The sequence below is a fragment of the Brevibacillus centrosporus genome (assembly GCF_046622605.1).
Lineage (GTDB): Bacteria > Bacillota > Bacilli > Brevibacillales > Brevibacillaceae > Brevibacillus > Brevibacillus centrosporus.
On record NZ_CP176856.1, the window covers coordinates 2184312 to 2200534 of the forward strand.

Consider the following 16223-nt stretch of genomic DNA (forward strand, 5'->3'; position numbering starts at 1 on the left):
AACGCTTCTGGATCAGGAGCGTTTGATCGGGATTCGCTTGTCCGGAATCAGCCACTGAATAAAGCTGGCGATCTGGCTGGTAAAAGGCAGCGCGACGAGCGAGCAAACCAGATTGAAAATGGTTTGAGAATGGGCGATTTGCATAGAAGGGTTGGACGTTAAAAAGGCGCTGACCAGGGAAAGCTGAGGAAGAATAGGCAGAAAGGCAAGAGCACCGGCGACGTTGAACAAGGTATGGCACCACGCTACTTGCTTCGAGGCTGTATTGGTTCCAATGCTGGCGATAATGGCGGTAAAGCAGGTGCCAATGTTGGCGCCAAGCACGATCGCGATGGCTGTCTCCATCGACAAGATGTTGTGGCTGAGCAGCCCCATCGTGATGACCGTTGTAGCCGAGCCACTGTGGATCAACCCGGTAAAAATGATCCCGGTCAATAGACCTACCCCAATTGAATGGCTGCTCTCCAGAAACAGGGAGCGAAAGGTTTCCGATTGCTCCAGAGGGGCAGCCATGAGCTTCAAGGTATCGATCCCGAGAAAAATCAGCCCAAACCCTGCGACGACAAGTCCCGTGCAGCGGATGTTGCGCCGAGGCATGAGCCAGAGGGCGACTCCAATGAGCAGCATGGGTATGGCGAACGACTCCAGCTTGAGTGCGATCAGCTCTGTGGTAACAGTCGTACCCAGATTGGTGCCGAGGATGATGCCGACGGTTTGGCTAAAGCGGATAATCCCTGCATTGGTCAAGCCGATGGTCAGCACGGTGACTGCACTGGAGCTTTGCAAGACAAACGTGGATAAAAGCCCCATCCAAAAGCTGTGGATAGGCGTACGTGTAAAGCGCCCCATCCATTGCTCCATTTTTTTGCCTGCAAGATTTTGAAACCCGGTCCTCATGGCATACATACCGAACAGAAAAAAACTGAGCCCAAAAGTGAACGGGGCGAGGATGGACACGATCACAAAGCAAAATCCTCCTTCCCTAGACATACATGCGCAGATCCTTTTGTTCCTTAAGGAGATTTCTGCAAGATATTACTACGCTATGCCTGTACGGAGACGAGCATGACAAGGAGGCCCTAGAACAGTGGCAAAAGTACTTTTAAATCAGCATCGAAAAAAACGGCTGGAAACCGGTCACCCATGGATTTATCAATCGGAGGTTTTGGAGATCCAGGGCGATGTCGTGCCAGGAGAAATTGTGGAAGTGACCAATCACAAAGGTCATTTCCTTGCAAAAGGCTACATCAATCCAGCATCTCAAATGATCGTCCGCATCTTGAGCTTTGATCCAAATGAAGCGATCGACTACGATTTTTTCCTGCGTAAAATTAGACAAGCGGCAGAGTTTCGCACGCGCTTTGTGGACAACCCGCGTGCCTGCAGGGTTATCTATGGCGAAGCCGACTTTTTGCCGGGCTTGATTGTCGATCGTTATAACGATGTGCTGGTCGTGCAAGTACTGTCTCTTGGGATGGAGCAGCGAATCGAATGGATCCGTGATGCGCTGGTAGAAGTCTTTGCCCCGGAAGGTATTTATTTGCGCAATGACGTGCCCGTGCGCAAGCTGGAAGGTCTGGAGCAAGGAAAAGGGGTTCTGTACGGAGAATGCCCGCGGGAAGTACTGATCGAAGAAAATGGGCTCAAGTACTACGTAGATATCGTCGAAGGCCAGAAGACAGGGTTTTTCTACGATCAGCGTGAAAACCGCGCATCGATCGCGCCGTTGATGAAGGGGTGGGGGGAGTCGCATGGCATCTCCTTGCAGTCGGTTGAGGTGGATGGAGAGCTGAAGAACGTGCCAGTAGACAAGCGGGGAAAAGCCATCAAAAACCCGTTTTGGGACGGAGCCGAGGTTCTGGAATGCTTCACTCACACAGGCTCGTTTACACTAAATGCTTGCAAGCATGGAGCTAAAAAGGTAACCGCACTCGATATCTCCGAGCATGCGATTGAAACAGCAAAGCGAAACATCACCTTGAACGGCTTTTTGCATCGCGTAGATTTTGTGGTAGCCAATGCGTTTGATTACCTGCGTGAAAATGTGGAAGCGGGACGCAGCTGGGATGTCGTCATCCTTGACCCGCCAGCCTTTGCCAAATCTCGGGGTGCCGTAAAAGGGGCCATCCGCGGATACAAGGACATCAACCTGAACGGCTTGAAGCTTGTCCGTCCGGGAGGCTTCCTGGTGACTGCTTCTTGCTCGTATCATATGTCGCCGGAGCTGTTTCTTGATACGATTCAGGAAGCCGCAATCGATGCGAAGAAAATTCTGCGCCTGATCGAGTGGCGTGGAGCAGGGAAAGACCATCCGCAAATTAGCGGAGCCGATGAAGCGCACTACTTGAAGTTTGCCATCTTTGAAGTGCGCGATCGAAAATAGAGCAAGAAAAATAACCCCCGTCATCGCGAACGGGGGTTTTGCCATATCCTCCTGTATTCACGCGAACTGCTTGTCGCTGCGGACTTTGCGCAGTACCTCCAGAGATTGCTTGAGACCTAATTCCTTGCCCAGCATGACTTGTCCTTCTGCCGGTGTAGATGCTCGGGCTTGCGTCATCATTTGCAGCTCGTGGGTGAGCAAATGCTCGACGAGATAAAGCTGTACCTGACCAATTTCCCGCTCGCTTTTCCGATTCCGCTCACTGAACCTCATTCGGTCCTGGCTCTCTTCGACGTACTTGTCGATGTCATTCTCTAGAAAATGGGAGGCCGTACAGATGATGTTTCGATAGTCTTCCGTTTTGGAAGGAATCGAGCGGATGGTATGACCGAGGTGAGAGAGCAGGAATTTGTTCAGCACGACACTGTTTCGCGTGTAATCGTTGTGCAGGAGGGAATATTCCCCTAAAAACGAGCCACTGTCTTTGTCAAAGCTGTGCAACAGCGTATAAGAAGAGCAGTACGTACAGTAGACGAGATAGTCTCTCATGGACATCCCTCCAACATAATAGCTCCATGTCAGGAAGTTTATTTGCTATGATATGACGGATGAAGTCCATGGGTGAATCCCTTGAATTCGGAGAACAGTTTGTGTATGCTGATTGATGGGCTCGGCCCAGTGATAAAGAACAGATGCTGGGCTTTCGCATAGCATAGGAGAGAAAGATACTGGGTAGGCTCTCTGCCGCAGCAGAGGGGAAAGGAGTAAGGAAGATGGGAAGCGAGAAAATTCGTCTGGGAATTATTTACGGTGGAAAATCCTCGGAGCATGAGGTTTCTCTGCGGACGGCGATGTCTATTATGCAGGCAGTCGATGCTAATAAATACGAAGTGACCCCGATTTACGTTCAGCTCGACGGTTCATGGGTAAAAGGAGAGGTCATTGCCGGACAATTGCCTGAGGGAATTGATGCTCTTCGATTGACACCAGGACGTCCAGACGAAATCAACAACCAAGAAATTTCGGGACAGCAATTGGTCCCTTCCTCGAAGCCTGCTTCTCTGTTTTCGATCGGCCAACAGATTGATGTTATTTTTCCGGTCGTACACGGACCAAATGGGGAAGATGGCACCATGCAGGGGATGCTGGAATTAGCGAACCTGCCGTATGTAGGAGCTGGTGTCATGGCATCCGCCGTCGGTATGGACAAATGGATGATGAAAACCGTATTTGGCCAGGTGGGTCTGCCACAGGTGAAATATATTGGACTGCTGCGTTCCCAATGGGAAAAAGATCAGGAAGCCGCAATGGACCGCATCGAGGAAGAGCTCGGGTTTCCTTGTTTTGTAAAGCCGGCGAATATGGGCTCAAGCGTAGGTGTCAATAAAGCGAAGAACAGGGATGAACTCGCGGCCGCACTCGATGTTGCAGCCAAGTTCGACCGCCGATTGATTGTCGAAGAATTTGTGAATGCGCGCGAATTGGAAATCGGTGTGCTCGGAAATGAAGAGCTGATCACGTCTGTAGTCGGTGAAATTATCGCTGCAAAAGAATTCTACGATTACGAAGCGAAATACAAAGGGGCAGGGACAGAGCTGTCGATTCCAGCGATTGTACCCGAGCATGTTTCCGCGCAAATTGCTGAGATCGCCAAAAAAGCTTTCCATGCGCTCGATGGCTCCGGCTTATCTCGGGTAGATTTCTTTTGGGACGAGAAAAACGACAAGCTGTATATCAACGAAGTCAACACGATGCCAGGATTCACGCCGTTCAGTATGTATCCGATGCTGTTCCAAGCTGCAGGAATCAGCTATAGCGAGCTGATTGACAGACTTGTACAACTGGGAATTGAACGCCATGCAGATAAGCAGCGCAACATCGTAGATGCAGAAGAACTGGAATAGCTGCACAGGAACGAATATGGGAGCGTGGGAAACGAGGGGTGCCGGCGAAGGCATCCCTTTTTTGCTGTTACCTGCAACAAAGCGCGTGCAGAAACGTTTCTTTTTACGTAGCAGATTGGTCTTAGGTGCACTTTACTGATTTTGCGGCCGACAAGCTGGACGAGCTGGAGCGAATTGTTGAAAAGGCTGGGCCCTAGAAGCGGAGGAGGAACACTATGCTTACTCACATTTATATGGTTCGACATGCGGAATCTCCTTTTACCTTAAACGCGGAAGAGACGAGGGAGCTATCGAGGAAAGGCTGGAAGGACGCGGAGCGTATCGCAGAGATCCTGCAAAGAGAGGGCGTGGACGCGTTTGTTTCCAGCTCGTACAAGAGAGCCATTCAAACGATCGAGATCGCGGCAAAACGATTGGGGAAATCCATTGTAATCGACTCCCGATTCCGTGAACGCGACCTTGCTCGTCACGATCATTTCTTCATAGACATGGAGCAGGCGGTCGAACGAGCTTTCTCGGATCCTGCTTTTTCCTACCCAGGCGGTGAGTCCAACGCAGTCGCAGGCGTGCGAGGGGTGAAGGCTCTTGAGGAGCTGCTCGCAACGTATCGGGGGAAAAAGGTGGCGATAGGGACGCATGGAAACATCATGACTATCATCATGAATCGCTTTGACTCCACATACGACTTCCAATTCTGGAGGAAGACCACGAAGCCGGATTTGTATCGATTGACATTCGCCGAAAATGACTTGAGAGAAGTCGTCCGATTGTGGGAGGAATAAAAAATGACGCCACTGCCCGTGAGTGCTTCACAGGAGTGGCGTCTTACTTATGACAGGTTCTCCAGATCGGAAATGACAGTCCAGAGCTCCATGCCGCGAGAAGCTTTCAGCAAGAATGCATGCTGCTCGTTGCGCAAAGAGAGCAGGGCGGCTACAGCTTCCGCCTTCGTGGCAAAATGGAGCTTTTGTCCCTCGTACGCCTCGCTGATGTGGCGAGAGTGTTCCCCGACCGTTACGAGCAAGGAGAAGCGGTCGCGCAGGGCACTTGCATAGGCTCCGACTTGTATATGCATCGCATCACTTTCAGCACCTAATTCGTACATATCTCCGAGTACCAGTACTTTTTTACGATTGGGGAACAGCTCGGCAAAGGTACCGATCGCTGCCTCCATGGATGCCGGACTGGCATTGTAGGCGTCGCTGATATAGAGAGCACCATGAGCGGAAGTCACCTGTTCAAAACGCATGGCAGACAGCTTGACAGTCGAGAGAGCGTCCGTAATCTGCTCGACAGACATTCCCAGGCGCATGGCAATGGCGATGGCTGGGAGAGCATTCAGCACGCTGTGCGTTCCGTACAAAGGCAAAGCGGCTGCAAAGCGTTCTCCAGTAGGAAAGCACACGGTAAACTGCATGCCGTCATCGGTTGACAGAATATCCTCTGCCCAAATATCCGCAGGGCCTTCGACGGAATAATAGGCGATTTTCCCCGGATATAGATGAGCGATCATGCGCAAGTATTCGGAGTCGCCGTTTAAAAGGACGAGCCCGTCTGGCGAAGTATGGGGCAGCAGCTCCGCTTTGGCGAGAGCAATTTTTTCACGGGAGCCGAAAAACTCCATATGGGAATCCCCTATGTACGTAATCACACTGATTTCCGGCTTGGTCAGGGAGGCGATCAGATCGATTTCCCCTGCATGATTCATACCCAGCTCCAGGACAGCCGCCTGATGACTCGCTTCAATTTGCAAAAGCGAATAGGGCACACCCAGATGATTGTTCAAATTTTTGTAGGTTTTATAGACCGAGTAGTGGCTTCCCAGCACATGGGCAATGATGTCCTTTACGGTCGTCTTCCCGATGCTTCCCGTTACTGCGATGTGCGGGATCGTCAGTTCTTTGCGATAGGCGGCGGCCAGCTTTTGAAAGGCACGCAGCGTATCGTTGACCAGAATCAGCCCAAATCCTTGAGGCAAACCCTGTGGAACTTTGCTTTCGTCTGAAATAACCGCTGCAACGGCACCTTGCTCCGCCGCTTGGAGGAGAAAATCATGGCCGTCCCTGGCACCGCCGGTCAAGGCTACAAATAGGGATCCGTCTATCAATTGGCGGGTGTCGAAGTGAACTGCTTGCAATAGCAATCCGGGATCGCCTGCTCGTACCATCCCTTCTGCTTTGATGGCCGCATGTTCCAATGCGATTGGTTTCATGTCCAAGAGCTCCTTTATGATGAAATAAGTCCAAACCTCGAAGTCATGCTAACACGCTGGCAAAGCAGCCGCAAGGGGAACGTGCTGTCGAAAAGATTGCTTTTCCTCTGGATTGTCCGCTATCATGATATTATCTTAGCGTACATAATCGAACGAAAGTTTTCCCGCATCTACGGAAACGAAAGGTGATTTGAGATGGAAAAAAGTATTTTTACGAGAATTATGGAAAAAGAAATCCCGGCTCGTGTAGAATATGAGGACGAACAGGTCATCGTGATTCATGATATTGCTCCGAAAGCCCCGGTGCATCTGTTGATCATTCCACGCAAGCCCATTGCTACGCTCATGGACGTCCAGGAAGAGGATTTGCCACTGATCGGCCATATTCATGTCGTCGCTCAGAAGCTGGCAAACAAGCTTGGACTCAAAGGATTTCGGTTGATCAACAACTGCGGTAAAGAAGGTGGACAGGAAGTTTTCCACATTCACTATCATTTTCTTGCCGGATTTCAGGAAGAAAAATGAACTAAAGGTTGACCTTCTTTAGTTAATTATCCTATAATGAAGTGTGACAGTCTGTTCGTACGTTCGATTCAGGCGTCCCACGGTTTTAGCGGAGGGAGGGAAGACAAATGGCAGAAATTCGAGTCAAGAAAAACGAGTCTTTGGATAGCGCACTTCGCCGCTTCAAGCGTGAGAGCGCAAAATCCGGGGTGATGGCGGAACTCCGTAAACGTCGCCACTTTGAGAAGCCAAGCATCAAGCGCAAGAAGAAATCCGAAGCAGCTCGCAAGCGCAAGTTTTAATTGACGGAGGGCCCATCATGAGTGTAATGGAGCGACTCGATCAAGATATGAAGCAAGCAATGAAGGACAGAGCTGCTCTAAAACTCTCTGTTATTCGCATGGTGAAAGCCGCGTTAAAGAACGAAGAGATTAACAAAGGCAGACTTTTGTCTGACGACGAAGTGCTGACCATCTTGACTCGTGAGTTAAAACAACGCCGTGAATCCCTCCACGAATTTGAAAAGGCAGGCCGGGATGACCTTGCCTCGAAAGCGCGCGAAGAGATTGACGTGCTCGCCGCTTACTTACCCGCTCAGCTAAGCGAACAAGAAGTTCGTGATATCGTTCGGGAAGCGATTGCAGCCACGAATGCCTCCTCGAAAAAAGAGATGGGCAAAGTAATGGGTGCGATCATGCCGAAAGTGAAAGGCAGAGCAGACGGAAACCTCGTGCAGAAGATTGTATCTGAGGAACTACCAACGTAGACGAGTAACACCTCATATAGATACGAATAGGAAAAACCCAGCCGATTGCGGTTGGGTTTTTTCTTTTGGGATCGGGACGCATAAAAATGAAACGTTTCCTGCCCCCTTTCGTATACCATAGTAGCCATTCGTGGAAGCTGATAAATAGAGAGGGGGGAGAAGAGATGAATACAGCAGCCGCACGACCATCCATTCGCCGCGTTCGGTTCTGGTTATCGCTGCTCAGCTTGCTTACTGGACTCATGATGTTCGCTTCCATGCAAGCAGCAAAGGCTGCCTCTTACCAGAAAGCCTTCTGGATTCCGGTGGACAACACGATTGAACGCGGACTGGAAAGCTTTCTGAAGCGTGCGTTTTTGGAGGCAGAGCAGAAGCAGGCTGATCTAGTCATCCTGGATATCAATACACCGGGTGGTGAAGTGAGAGCAGCAGGAGAGATCGGGCAGCTCATCCGTGAGGCACCGATGCATGTGGTCGCTTATATAGACAATCAGGCGTTTTCAGCAGGGACCTACATTGCCTTGAATGCGAATGAAATCGTCATGACACCAGGCAGCAGTATGGGAGCCGCTACGCCGATCGATTTGGCGGGGAATGCAGCGGATATCAAAGTCATCTCTGCATGGTCCGAGCAAATGCAGGGTGCTGCCAAGCTAAATAAGCGCAATCCGGAAGTGGCTCGGGCGATGGTGGAGATTGATACCGAGTTCCCTGGATTAAAGCCAAAGGGGACGGTGCTCTCGCTGGACGCCCAGACAGCTCAGAACGTAGGATATGCGGACCGGGTCGTTGTTAACAAGGAGGAGCTGTTTCGTCAATTAGGTGTGAGCGCTTCCGCTGTCCAAAGCATCGATCCGACAGCAGGTGAACGCGTCGCCAGATGGGTGACCAGTCCAATTGTCATGAGCCTGCTCTTGGTCATTGGTCTTGTCGGGATCGTTGTAGAGCTTTTTGCGCCCGGATTTGGTGTTGCCGGAACCATATCCTTGGTGGCTTTTGGATTGTATTTCTTTGGTCACTTCGTCGCTGGATTTGCCAACTGGCTCCATATTGGACTGTTCATCATCGGGATTCTGCTTATGATTATGGAAATCTTTCTTCCAGGTGGTATCGTCGGAGCCCTCGGATTCATCAGTATCGTCACTGGCTTGGTGATGGCAGCCTATGACACGCAGCAGGGACTTGCATCGCTTGGCATCGCGGTGGTAATCACGGTGATCGTCACGCTCCTACTCGTGAAACGATTTGGGGTGAAGGGATTGTTCAACAAATTCATTCTGGGAGATGTACAGCGCAACGAAGAAGGATACGTTGCACCAAAAGATCAGCGTGAATTGCTCAACAAGGAAGGGATTGCGCTCACGCCATTACGTCCTGCAGGGATGGTAAAGGTAGAAGGCAAACGAATCGACGCAGTAACGCTTGGCGGTTATGTGGCGGCAGGTACGCCTGTAATTATTGTCCAGGTAGAGGGCACACGCGTCGTGGTGCAAGAACAAGAACAAAAGGAGTGATCGGATTATGCTAGAAAGCGGATTGATACCACTTATTTTCATGGTGGCAGTCGCCATTGTTGTCCTATCTATATTTTTCTCGTTCGTTCCCGTCATGCTGTGGATTTCAGCATTGGCTTCGGGCGTGCGGATCGGAATCATTACACTTGTTGCGATGAGACTGCGTCGCGTTATTCCATCCCGTATCGTAAATCCGCTCATTAAGGCCCGCAAGGCTGGTCTCGAGCTGGATACGAACCAGCTGGAGAGTCACTTTCTCGCGGGAGGTAACGTAGACCGTGTCGTGGATGCTCTCGTTGCGGCACAGCGCGCAGATATTCCTTTGGGCTTTGAGCGTGCGGCTGCCATTGACCTGGCAGGACGCGATGTACTGGAAGCTGTGCAAATGAGCGTTAACCCGAAAGTCATCGAAACACCGGTTGTTGCTGCGATGGCGAAAGACGGGATTGAGCTGCGGACAAAAGCAAAAGTGACCGTACGTGCGAACATTGACCGACTGGTCGGTGGTGCCGGCGAAGAAACAATCATCGCCCGTGTAGGCGAAGGGATCGTCTCTACCATTGGTTCCTCCAACAGCCATAAAGAAGTTCTGGAAAACCCGGATCTGATTTCCAAAACAGTATTGAACAAAGGATTGGATGCAGGAACAGCTTTTGAAATTCTGTCCATTGATATTGCGGACGTCGATGTCGGTAAAAACATCGGTGCACAGCTGCAGACAGACCAAGCCGAAGCTGACAAGCGGATTGCACAGGCAAAAGCGGAAGAACGCCGCGCGATGGCCGTAGCCCAGGAGCAGGAAATGAAAGCCCGCGTACAGGAAATGAAGGCGAAGGTTGTGGAAGCGGAGGCGCAAGTACCTCTTGCACTCGCAGAAGCATTGACCAGCGGCAAAATGGGAGTCATGGATTACTACAACATGCAAAACATTGCTGCTGATACGCAAATGCGCCAATCCTTTGGACAGCCGGGCGACAAGCAAAAGAATACACCGCCTAACGGACAGGAATAAGGGCGACCGCCATGGACGCACTCCTTGATCTGCTTTTTGATCTCCTGGGCTGGGTTATTCCACTGATCGGCAAGTTTTGGCTTCTCATCGTGGCGCTGATCGGCTACAAGTTTTTTGGAAAAGGTGCCAAGAAGATGGCACAAGGAAAGCCTCGCCGTCAATTGACCCCTGTGGAAAGCGGTGGATATCCGAACACCGCACCACCGGGAGAGCGCCAAATCGTTCGTGCCTCTTCCAAATACGAACCTATCGCTTCCGAGTCGATGGAAGGCGTAGGTGTCGAGCAGGAGTGGGCTTTTGCTGAGAGCGACGATGAAAGAAAGGCCGCAGCAGAGCGCAAAAAGCCTGTGCAAGCTGAGGTGCAGAGCGAAGCAGAACCTACGGCACCTCACATGGATCCTCGTCAAGGGATGAAGTGGGCAATCATTTTTGGCGAGCCTCGTGCGAAAGCTCCGCATGGGACACCTGCTGCAAGAAATAGGCACGTATAAGAAATGAGTAGAGAGACGGGTGGGCCTGCGGGTCTGCCTGTCTCTTTTTTGGTAGGCGAAAGGCGCGAAGAAAATAGCAAGCTGATACAGAAAAGTGTCGAAAGAACACGAATATCTTGTCTTGTGTCACATCCTGCGGTTGACTATTCTGATTATATAGAAATATCTTCCAATCGGGATGAGGGGTAGTGGACAAGCGATGAATCAACAAGCTTTTGAAAAAATGGGGAGTTTTCGTCAAAAGGTCATCCGATGCGTGTATGTAGAAAAGAAATCGGTCTATGAGACAGCGATAGCTTGCGGCTGCACAGCGGAAAAAGTGAAACGTGTCATGAAAAAATGGAAAGCACTCTCTCGAAACGAAATGGCAACCCTACCTCTTAAAGATGATCAATAGCTGACAAAGGCCCTTGTTGCACGAGAAATCGTGACGGTTAGGGTCTTTTTTCTTTTCATGAATGCCACCTTCGTCAGCCGCATACGCATAGGTAAGAACGGTTTTGCACGGCCATTGGAAAGTATATTCGGCGCAGTAGCGCTAGTAAGAGAGGGGGCTTATCCATGAAGCGTTGGAGCCGCCGTCTGCGCCAACTGGCGGGAGGGGTTTTGGAGCTGCCGCAGGATGTTGTCCTGGAAGTCCCGCGCATCACCATGATCGGCCATTTGCAAATGTACATAGAGAATCACCGTGGAGTTCTCCACTTCAGTGAAAAAGAGCTCCGCTTGTTGTTGACGAATGGACAGATGATCGTATCTGGCGAGCAGCTCGTGATACGAGCCATCTTGCCCGAGGAAGTGCTCCTGGAAGGCAGGATCGGGGGCGTAAAATTTCTGGAAACCGGGCCGCAGGGCTCGTAACACTTGAAAGGGCGGGAAGTCACATGCGAAACGGGCTGAAAGAGTGGATAGACGGACACGTCACCATCACAGTGCGAGGGAAGCGGTTTGAGCGCTTGTTGAATATGGCGATCCGAGATGGGATTCGCATCTGGAACATCCGCCGGGTCGGTGAGGATTTGACTCGCTGCGATATTCTGATTCGGGATTATTTCCGGCTGCGGCCGTTGCTCAGGGAGACAGGCTGTCGCAGCCATGTAGAGGGGCGAGGGGGACTGCCGTTCTGGTTCATTCGTCTTCGCAGGCGGGCAGGACTGGCTATAGGCGCTTCTCTTTTTTTTCTCGGATTGTACATGCTCTCTTCGTTTGTTTGGTCGGTAGAGGTCACGGGCACACGTCACATGGATCCGCAAAAGGTTCTGCTCGCTGCCGAACAAGTTGGGATTAAAGAAGGGGCATGGAAGGTCAAACTAAAGGAACCACTGGTTTTGCAAAAAGAGCTGATGAGCCTGCTTCCGGAAGTGACGTGGGTCGGAATCGATTTCCAAGGAACCAAGGTGCAGTTGCAGGTGGTTGAAAAGGATGCCCCTGTCAAGCCACTTCCGACAAGTCCACGCCATTTGGTCGCAAAAAAACGTGCCGTTATAACCAAGATATTGCCAGAGGTTGGGAAGAGTCAAGTGACGATCAACCAGCTGGTTGAAAAAGGACAGGTCCTCATTTCAGGGATAATCGGAAATGAAACGCGTCAGCAGGTCGTCTCCGCGCGAGGGACTGTACGTGGAGAAGTATGGTATGTCAGTGAAACGTCTGTTCCCTTGACGCAGAACATGTACCGCTTAACCGGTGAAAATCAGGAGCAGCAATACTTGCTTGTTGGGCCTTACGCTGTCCAGGTATGGCCATTCAACAAAGGGACTTTTGTCCATGCGGAGAGTACGGAATCGCGCTTTATTCCTTCCTACGCAGGGTACACCTTTCCGATTGGGTGGAAGTCCGTTCATACTGCGGAGACAGAACCTATCCAGCGCAAGCTTAGTGTGGAGGAAGCGACCGAGATCGCGAAACGCTTTGCCAGAGAGGACATCTTGAGGAAAGCGGGTAAGGATGCGGAGATTTCAGACGAAAAAGTTTTGCACGTCACTACAGAGAATGGTAAAGTTTACTTGAGCATTCATTTTTCCGTCATTGAGGATATTGCCGTTGAACAGCCGATTGTGGGAGCACCGCAGCCGCCTGCCGATGCTGGCAAGCCGTGATGGATTGCTGATAATCATTGCAAGGAGATGGAAGCCTGTTGCACCTACAAGATGAGGTAAGAATCCCATTTGCAGACGCATCTGAGGCCTTGCTGTTGTTCGGACCACACGACGCGTACTTAACATTGATCGAAGAGAAAAGCTCTGCCAAAATCATGACGCGCGAAGGCGAGCTCGTGATTTCTGGCGACAAGCCTGAGGTGGATAAGCTGGCTGAATTGGTCGGCATACTGCTGCAGCTGATCCGCAGAGGGATTGCCTTGTCCGAGCGTGACATCTCGTATGCGATGATGCTCACGAACCAGGGAGATGCAGCCCAACTGCTGGACGTCTATGACGAAGAAGTAGCCCGAACCCAACGCGGGAAGCTCATTCGTGCCAAAACGCTAGGGCAGCGTCACTATTTGTCGGCGATCAAAAAGAAAGACATCGTTTTTGGAATCGGACCAGCTGGAACAGGGAAGACGTACCTAGCTGTTGTCACAGCGGTTAATGCATTGAAGAATGCTCGGGTAAAACGGATTGTTTTGACCAGACCGGCTGTGGAAGCAGGAGAAAGTCTCGGATTTTTACCTGGGGATTTGCAGGAAAAGGTCGATCCGTACTTGCGGCCTCTCTACGATGCCTTGTATGACATGCTAGGCAATGAGCAGGTGGCCAAGATGATGGAGAGAGGGCTGATCGAGGTCGCTCCACTGGCGTATATGCGTGGCCGTACGTTGGAAGACTCTTTTGTCATTTTGGACGAAGCGCAAAACACCACTCCCGAGCAAATGAAAATGTTTTTAACTCGTCTCGGCTTTGGCTCGAAAATGGTAATCACGGGTGACGTTACCCAGGTTGACTTGCCAAAAGGCAAAAAGTCTGGCCTGAGGGAAGCCCAGCGCATTCTGAGCCCGATCGCGGATGTGGCCTTCATCCATTTTCAAGAAGGGGATGTCGTGCGGCATAGCCTGGTACAGAAGATTATCCAAGCGTATGCGAAAGAAGAAGTCGAGCACAATTATGGATAAATTGTTTTGGATAAAGGAGATTAGGCATCTGTGCTATCTGTAGAAATTCTTCATGAAGATATCGAACCGATCGATGAACATTTGCAAAGCTTGATTGTAAAAAGCCTCGAGGCGGCTGCTGTGCACGAGGACGTGAGTGGAGAAGTCGTTGTGACGATTGTAAGCAACGAGCGGATTCACGAGCTGAATCGCGACTATCGGGATGTTGATCGGCCAACAGATGTTTTGTCCTTTGCCATGAATGAGCCGGGTGAAGGCGAGATGGAAATCTTTCTGGATGAGAGTGATCTCGAAGACTTCCCGAACATGCTCGGAGACATCATTATCTCGCTCCCAAAAGCAAAGGAGCAGGCAGAAGACTACGGGCATTCTTTGGAAAGAGAATTGGGCTTTCTCGCTGTGCATGGCTTTCTGCACCTGTTAGGGTACGACCACGGCAGCGAAGAAGAAGAGAAAGAAATGTTTTCCCGTCAAGATGCGGTATTGGAGCAAATTGGCTTGACGAGGTAGGCGATGGCAGTGAAAGAGTGGAGTCGCTTGATGCGTAGTTTTTCCTGCGCCTGGCAAGGGATTGTTTATACCGTGAAGACACAGCGAAACATGCAAATCCACGTAGCTGCCGCTCTCCTCGTGCTGGCGGCGGCTTGGTGGCTGCAAATTCCACGCAGCGATGTTTTGCTGGTCTTTTTTTCTATCGGGCTGGTCACATCCTTGGAGCTGGTCAACACAGCGATCGAAGCAGCGGTGGATCTGGCCTCCCCGGATTGGCACGCCAAAGCCAAGATTGCCAAGGATGTCGGAGCGGGTGCCGTTCTCGTGGCAGCCATCGCGTCAGTGGTGATTGGGTGCTTTATTTTCGGACCTCCACTGTATGAAAAAATGTTAGAGTGGTTTCTTTCTTGAAAATATGGCATGATCAGACTACTATGGACCAGATGCTTTCCTCTACCAAGAGAAAGAAGTCTGGTCTCTTGGTGTCTCCTAGGTGTTAGAGAATACCGATATGAGGAATGATGAGAATGGATAAACAAGCATTGATGAAGCAAGCCATAGAAGCTCGAAAGCGCGCCTATGTGCCGTATTCCCAATTTCAAGTGGGGGCTGCACTCCTGACAGAGGAAGGCAAAGTCTATCTGGGCGGCAATATTGAGAATGCGGCGTATTCTCTGTGCAACTGTGCAGAGCGCACGGCTTTGTTTAAGGCATATTCCGAGGGGGATAAACAGTACAAAGCACTCGCAGTAGCGGCAGATACTCCAAAAGCAGTGTCTCCGTGCGGTGCTTGCCGTCAAGTGATGGCGGAGCTGTGCCCGCCTGAAATGCCTGTTTATTTAACAAACCTGAACGGAGATGTTTGGGAAACGACTGTATCTGCCCTGCTTCCAGGGGCGTTCACCAAGGAGGATTTACGTGGATAACCGCAAGACCAAGAAAAGCTTTAAATCCGGCTTCGTCTCTATCGTGGGACGGCCGAATGTTGGAAAATCGACACTGTTGAACCATGTGGTAGGTCATAAAATCGCTATCATGTCCAATAAGCCGCAGACAACACGCAACAAAATTACGGCTGTCCATACGACAGAGGATGGGCAGATCATCTTCCTCGATACACCAGGGATTCACAAGCCGCAGTCGAAATTGGGCAACTACATGGTGACCGTAGCGGAAAATACGCTGAACGAAGTTGATCTCGTTTTGTTTGTTGTGGATGCGACGGAGAAACGCGGGGCGGGAGATGAGTATATCATCGAGCGTCTGAAACAGGTAAAAACACCAGTCTTCCTCGTCATCAACAAGATCGACAAGGTACATCCGGAAGCGCTTCTGCCGATCATCGACGACTATCGCAAGCTTTATGATTTCAAGCAGATCGTGCCGATTTCCGCTCTCGAAGGCAACAATACCAATTCTTTGATGCAAGCTATCATGGGCGAGATGGAAGAAGGTCCGATGTTCTACCCAGCTGATCAGGTGACGGATCATCCCGAGCGCTTTGTAGCAGCCGAGCTGATTCGTGAAAAGGTACTGCACTTGACGAGGGAAGAGGTACCGCACTCGATCGCTGTCGTGATTGAGGAAATGAAGCGTGGGGAAAACGGCAAGACTTTGTACATCTACGCAGCTATCTACGTAGAACGTGATTCCCAGCGAGGTATCCTCATCGGCGAAAAAGGTCAAATGCTCAAAGAGATCGGGCGCCGTGCGCGCAAGGACATTGAGCGGCTAATGGGGGACCAGGTCTTCTTGGAGCTGTGGATCAAGGTGAAGAAGGACTGGCGAAACCAGGAGCGGATGCTGCGCAATTTCGGTTTTTACAACGAAGAATAG

20 protein-coding genes are annotated in these 16223 nt (G+C 50.8%); 17 read left to right on the forward strand and 3 right to left on the reverse strand.

Annotated features, from left to right (window positions below):
* Positions 1 to 12: 12 nt before the first annotated feature.
* Positions 13 to 963, reverse strand: coding sequence for a Na/Pi cotransporter family protein (locus tag ACLIN2_RS11205; RefSeq protein WP_092269024.1), 951 nt, complete (start codon positions 961 to 963; stop codon positions 13 to 15).
* A gap of 124 nt (positions 964 to 1087) precedes the next feature.
* On the opposite strand from ACLIN2_RS11205, the gene ACLIN2_RS11210 reads away from it, so the two are divergent.
* Positions 1088 to 2383, forward strand: coding sequence for a class I SAM-dependent rRNA methyltransferase (locus ACLIN2_RS11210; RefSeq protein ID WP_411504067.1), 1296 nt, complete (start codon positions 1088 to 1090; stop codon positions 2381 to 2383).
* A gap of 57 nt (positions 2384 to 2440) precedes the next feature.
* Here the strand turns inward: ACLIN2_RS11210 and ACLIN2_RS11215 are convergent, their stop codons facing one another.
* A complete protein-coding gene (locus tag ACLIN2_RS11215) occupies positions 2441 to 2932 on the reverse strand; it encodes a hypothetical protein (RefSeq protein WP_411504068.1) in 492 nt (163 codons plus the stop codon).
* A gap of 224 nt (positions 2933 to 3156) precedes the next feature.
* Here ACLIN2_RS11215 and ACLIN2_RS11220 point away from each other — a divergent pair, with 224 nt between their 5' ends.
* Positions 3157 to 4287, forward strand: coding sequence for a D-alanine--D-alanine ligase (locus tag ACLIN2_RS11220; RefSeq protein ID WP_411504069.1), 1131 nt, complete (start codon positions 3157 to 3159; stop codon positions 4285 to 4287).
* Between the two features lie 215 nt (positions 4288 to 4502).
* Complete coding sequence (locus ACLIN2_RS11225) at positions 4503 to 5069, forward strand: histidine phosphatase family protein (RefSeq protein WP_411504070.1); 567 nt, start codon at positions 4503 to 4505, stop codon at positions 5067 to 5069.
* Positions 5070 to 5116: 47 nt separating this feature from the next.
* On the opposite strand, the gene ACLIN2_RS11230 is transcribed toward ACLIN2_RS11225, so the two are convergent.
* Entirely contained in the window at positions 5117 to 6499 is a 1383-nt protein-coding gene (locus ACLIN2_RS11230; protein ID WP_411504071.1) for a UDP-N-acetylmuramoyl-tripeptide--D-alanyl-D-alanine ligase, read from the reverse strand.
* Between the two features lie 195 nt (positions 6500 to 6694).
* Between ACLIN2_RS11230 and ACLIN2_RS11235 the strand changes: the two genes are divergently transcribed.
* From ACLIN2_RS11235 to era, 14 genes are all read left to right on the forward strand, one after another.
* Entirely contained in the window at positions 6695 to 7024 is a 330-nt protein-coding gene (locus ACLIN2_RS11235) for a histidine triad nucleotide-binding protein (RefSeq protein WP_092269012.1), read from the forward strand.
* Positions 7025 to 7131: 107 nt separating this feature from the next.
* Entirely contained in the window at positions 7132 to 7305 is a 174-nt protein-coding gene (rpsU, locus tag ACLIN2_RS11240; protein WP_007727630.1) for a 30S ribosomal protein S21, read from the forward strand.
* A gap of 17 nt (positions 7306 to 7322) precedes the next feature.
* Positions 7323 to 7769 (forward strand): GatB/YqeY domain-containing protein, encoded by a 447-nt coding sequence (locus ACLIN2_RS11245; RefSeq protein WP_092269010.1) that lies wholly within the window; start codon positions 7323 to 7325, stop codon positions 7767 to 7769.
* Between the two features lie 164 nt (positions 7770 to 7933).
* Positions 7934 to 9283 carry an NfeD family protein gene (locus tag ACLIN2_RS11250; RefSeq protein WP_411504072.1) on the forward strand — a complete coding sequence of 450 codons (1350 nt, stop codon included), beginning with the start codon at positions 7934 to 7936 and terminating at the stop codon, positions 9281 to 9283.
* A 7-nt stretch (positions 9284 to 9290) separates the two neighbouring features.
* Positions 9291 to 10295, forward strand: a complete 1005-nt coding sequence (gene floA / locus ACLIN2_RS11255; protein WP_400582868.1) for a flotillin-like protein FloA — start codon at positions 9291 to 9293, stop codon at positions 10293 to 10295.
* 11 nt (positions 10296 to 10306) lie between these two features.
* Positions 10307 to 10786 (forward strand): hypothetical protein, encoded by a 480-nt coding sequence (locus ACLIN2_RS11260; RefSeq protein WP_411504073.1) that lies wholly within the window; start codon positions 10307 to 10309, stop codon positions 10784 to 10786.
* 199 nt (positions 10787 to 10985) lie between these two features.
* The gene (locus tag ACLIN2_RS11265) at positions 10986 to 11183 is read left to right on the forward strand and encodes a sigma-70 family RNA polymerase sigma factor (protein WP_400582872.1); all 198 of its coding nucleotides are present in this window, start codon (positions 10986 to 10988) and stop codon (positions 11181 to 11183) included.
* Positions 11184 to 11347: 164 nt separating this feature from the next.
* Positions 11348 to 11644, forward strand: coding sequence for a sporulation protein YqfC (gene yqfC, locus ACLIN2_RS11270; protein ID WP_055743267.1), 297 nt, complete (start codon positions 11348 to 11350; stop codon positions 11642 to 11644).
* 23 nt (positions 11645 to 11667) lie between these two features.
* Positions 11668 to 12882 carry a sporulation protein YqfD gene (yqfD, locus tag ACLIN2_RS11275; protein ID WP_411504074.1) on the forward strand — a complete coding sequence of 405 codons (1215 nt, stop codon included), beginning with the start codon at positions 11668 to 11670 and terminating at the stop codon, positions 12880 to 12882.
* A gap of 38 nt (positions 12883 to 12920) precedes the next feature.
* On the forward strand, positions 12921 to 13895 hold the full coding sequence (locus ACLIN2_RS11280) for a PhoH family protein (protein WP_092268998.1): 975 nt from the start codon (positions 12921 to 12923) through the stop codon (positions 13893 to 13895).
* Between the two features lie 30 nt (positions 13896 to 13925).
* Positions 13926 to 14405: an rRNA maturation RNase YbeY gene (ybeY, locus tag ACLIN2_RS11285; RefSeq protein ID WP_092268996.1), complete on the forward strand. Its 480-nt coding sequence runs from the start codon at positions 13926 to 13928 to the stop codon at positions 14403 to 14405.
* Between the two features lie 9 nt (positions 14406 to 14414).
* Entirely contained in the window at positions 14415 to 14798 is a 384-nt protein-coding gene (locus ACLIN2_RS11290; protein ID WP_122962042.1) for a diacylglycerol kinase family protein, read from the forward strand.
* Between the two features lie 116 nt (positions 14799 to 14914).
* On the forward strand, positions 14915 to 15313 hold the full coding sequence (locus tag ACLIN2_RS11295; RefSeq protein ID WP_092268993.1) for a cytidine deaminase: 399 nt from the start codon (positions 14915 to 14917) through the stop codon (positions 15311 to 15313).
* Positions 15306 to 16223: a GTPase Era gene (gene era, locus ACLIN2_RS11300; protein WP_092268991.1), complete on the forward strand. Its 918-nt coding sequence runs from the start codon at positions 15306 to 15308 to the stop codon at positions 16221 to 16223. The genes ACLIN2_RS11295 and era overlap by 8 nt, the downstream gene beginning before the upstream one ends.

What these genes read in the sequence shown, in the direction of transcription:
- ACLIN2_RS11215 (WP_411504068.1), bottom strand. Translation starts at nt 2,932, where the DNA reads ATGAGAGACTATCTCGTCTACTGTACGTACTGCTCTTCTTATACGCTG.
- ACLIN2_RS11220 (WP_411504069.1), top strand. Translation starts at nt 3,157, where the DNA reads ATGGGAAGCGAGAAAATTCGTCTGGGAATTATTTACGGTGGAAAATCC.
- ACLIN2_RS11225 (WP_411504070.1), top strand. Translation starts at nt 4,503, where the DNA reads ATGCTTACTCACATTTATATGGTTCGACATGCGGAATCTCCTTTTACC.
- ACLIN2_RS11230 (WP_411504071.1), bottom strand. Translation starts at nt 6,499, where the DNA reads ATGAAACCAATCGCATTGGAACATGCGGCCATCAAAGCAGAAGGGATG.
- ACLIN2_RS11235 (WP_092269012.1), top strand. Translation starts at nt 6,695, where the DNA reads ATGGAAAAAAGTATTTTTACGAGAATTATGGAAAAAGAAATCCCGGCT.
- rpsU (WP_007727630.1), top strand. Translation starts at nt 7,132, where the DNA reads ATGGCAGAAATTCGAGTCAAGAAAAACGAGTCTTTGGATAGCGCACTT.
- ACLIN2_RS11245 (WP_092269010.1), top strand. Translation starts at nt 7,323, where the DNA reads ATGAGTGTAATGGAGCGACTCGATCAAGATATGAAGCAAGCAATGAAG.
- ACLIN2_RS11250 (WP_411504072.1), top strand. Translation starts at nt 7,934, where the DNA reads ATGAATACAGCAGCCGCACGACCATCCATTCGCCGCGTTCGGTTCTGG.
- floA (WP_400582868.1), top strand. Translation starts at nt 9,291, where the DNA reads ATGCTAGAAAGCGGATTGATACCACTTATTTTCATGGTGGCAGTCGCC.
- ACLIN2_RS11260 (WP_411504073.1), top strand. Translation starts at nt 10,307, where the DNA reads ATGGACGCACTCCTTGATCTGCTTTTTGATCTCCTGGGCTGGGTTATT.
- ACLIN2_RS11265 (WP_400582872.1), top strand. Translation starts at nt 10,986, where the DNA reads ATGAATCAACAAGCTTTTGAAAAAATGGGGAGTTTTCGTCAAAAGGTC.
- yqfC (WP_055743267.1), top strand. Translation starts at nt 11,348, where the DNA reads ATGAAGCGTTGGAGCCGCCGTCTGCGCCAACTGGCGGGAGGGGTTTTG.
- yqfD (WP_411504074.1), top strand. Translation starts at nt 11,668, where the DNA reads ATGCGAAACGGGCTGAAAGAGTGGATAGACGGACACGTCACCATCACA.
- ACLIN2_RS11295 (WP_092268993.1), top strand. Translation starts at nt 14,915, where the DNA reads ATGGATAAACAAGCATTGATGAAGCAAGCCATAGAAGCTCGAAAGCGC.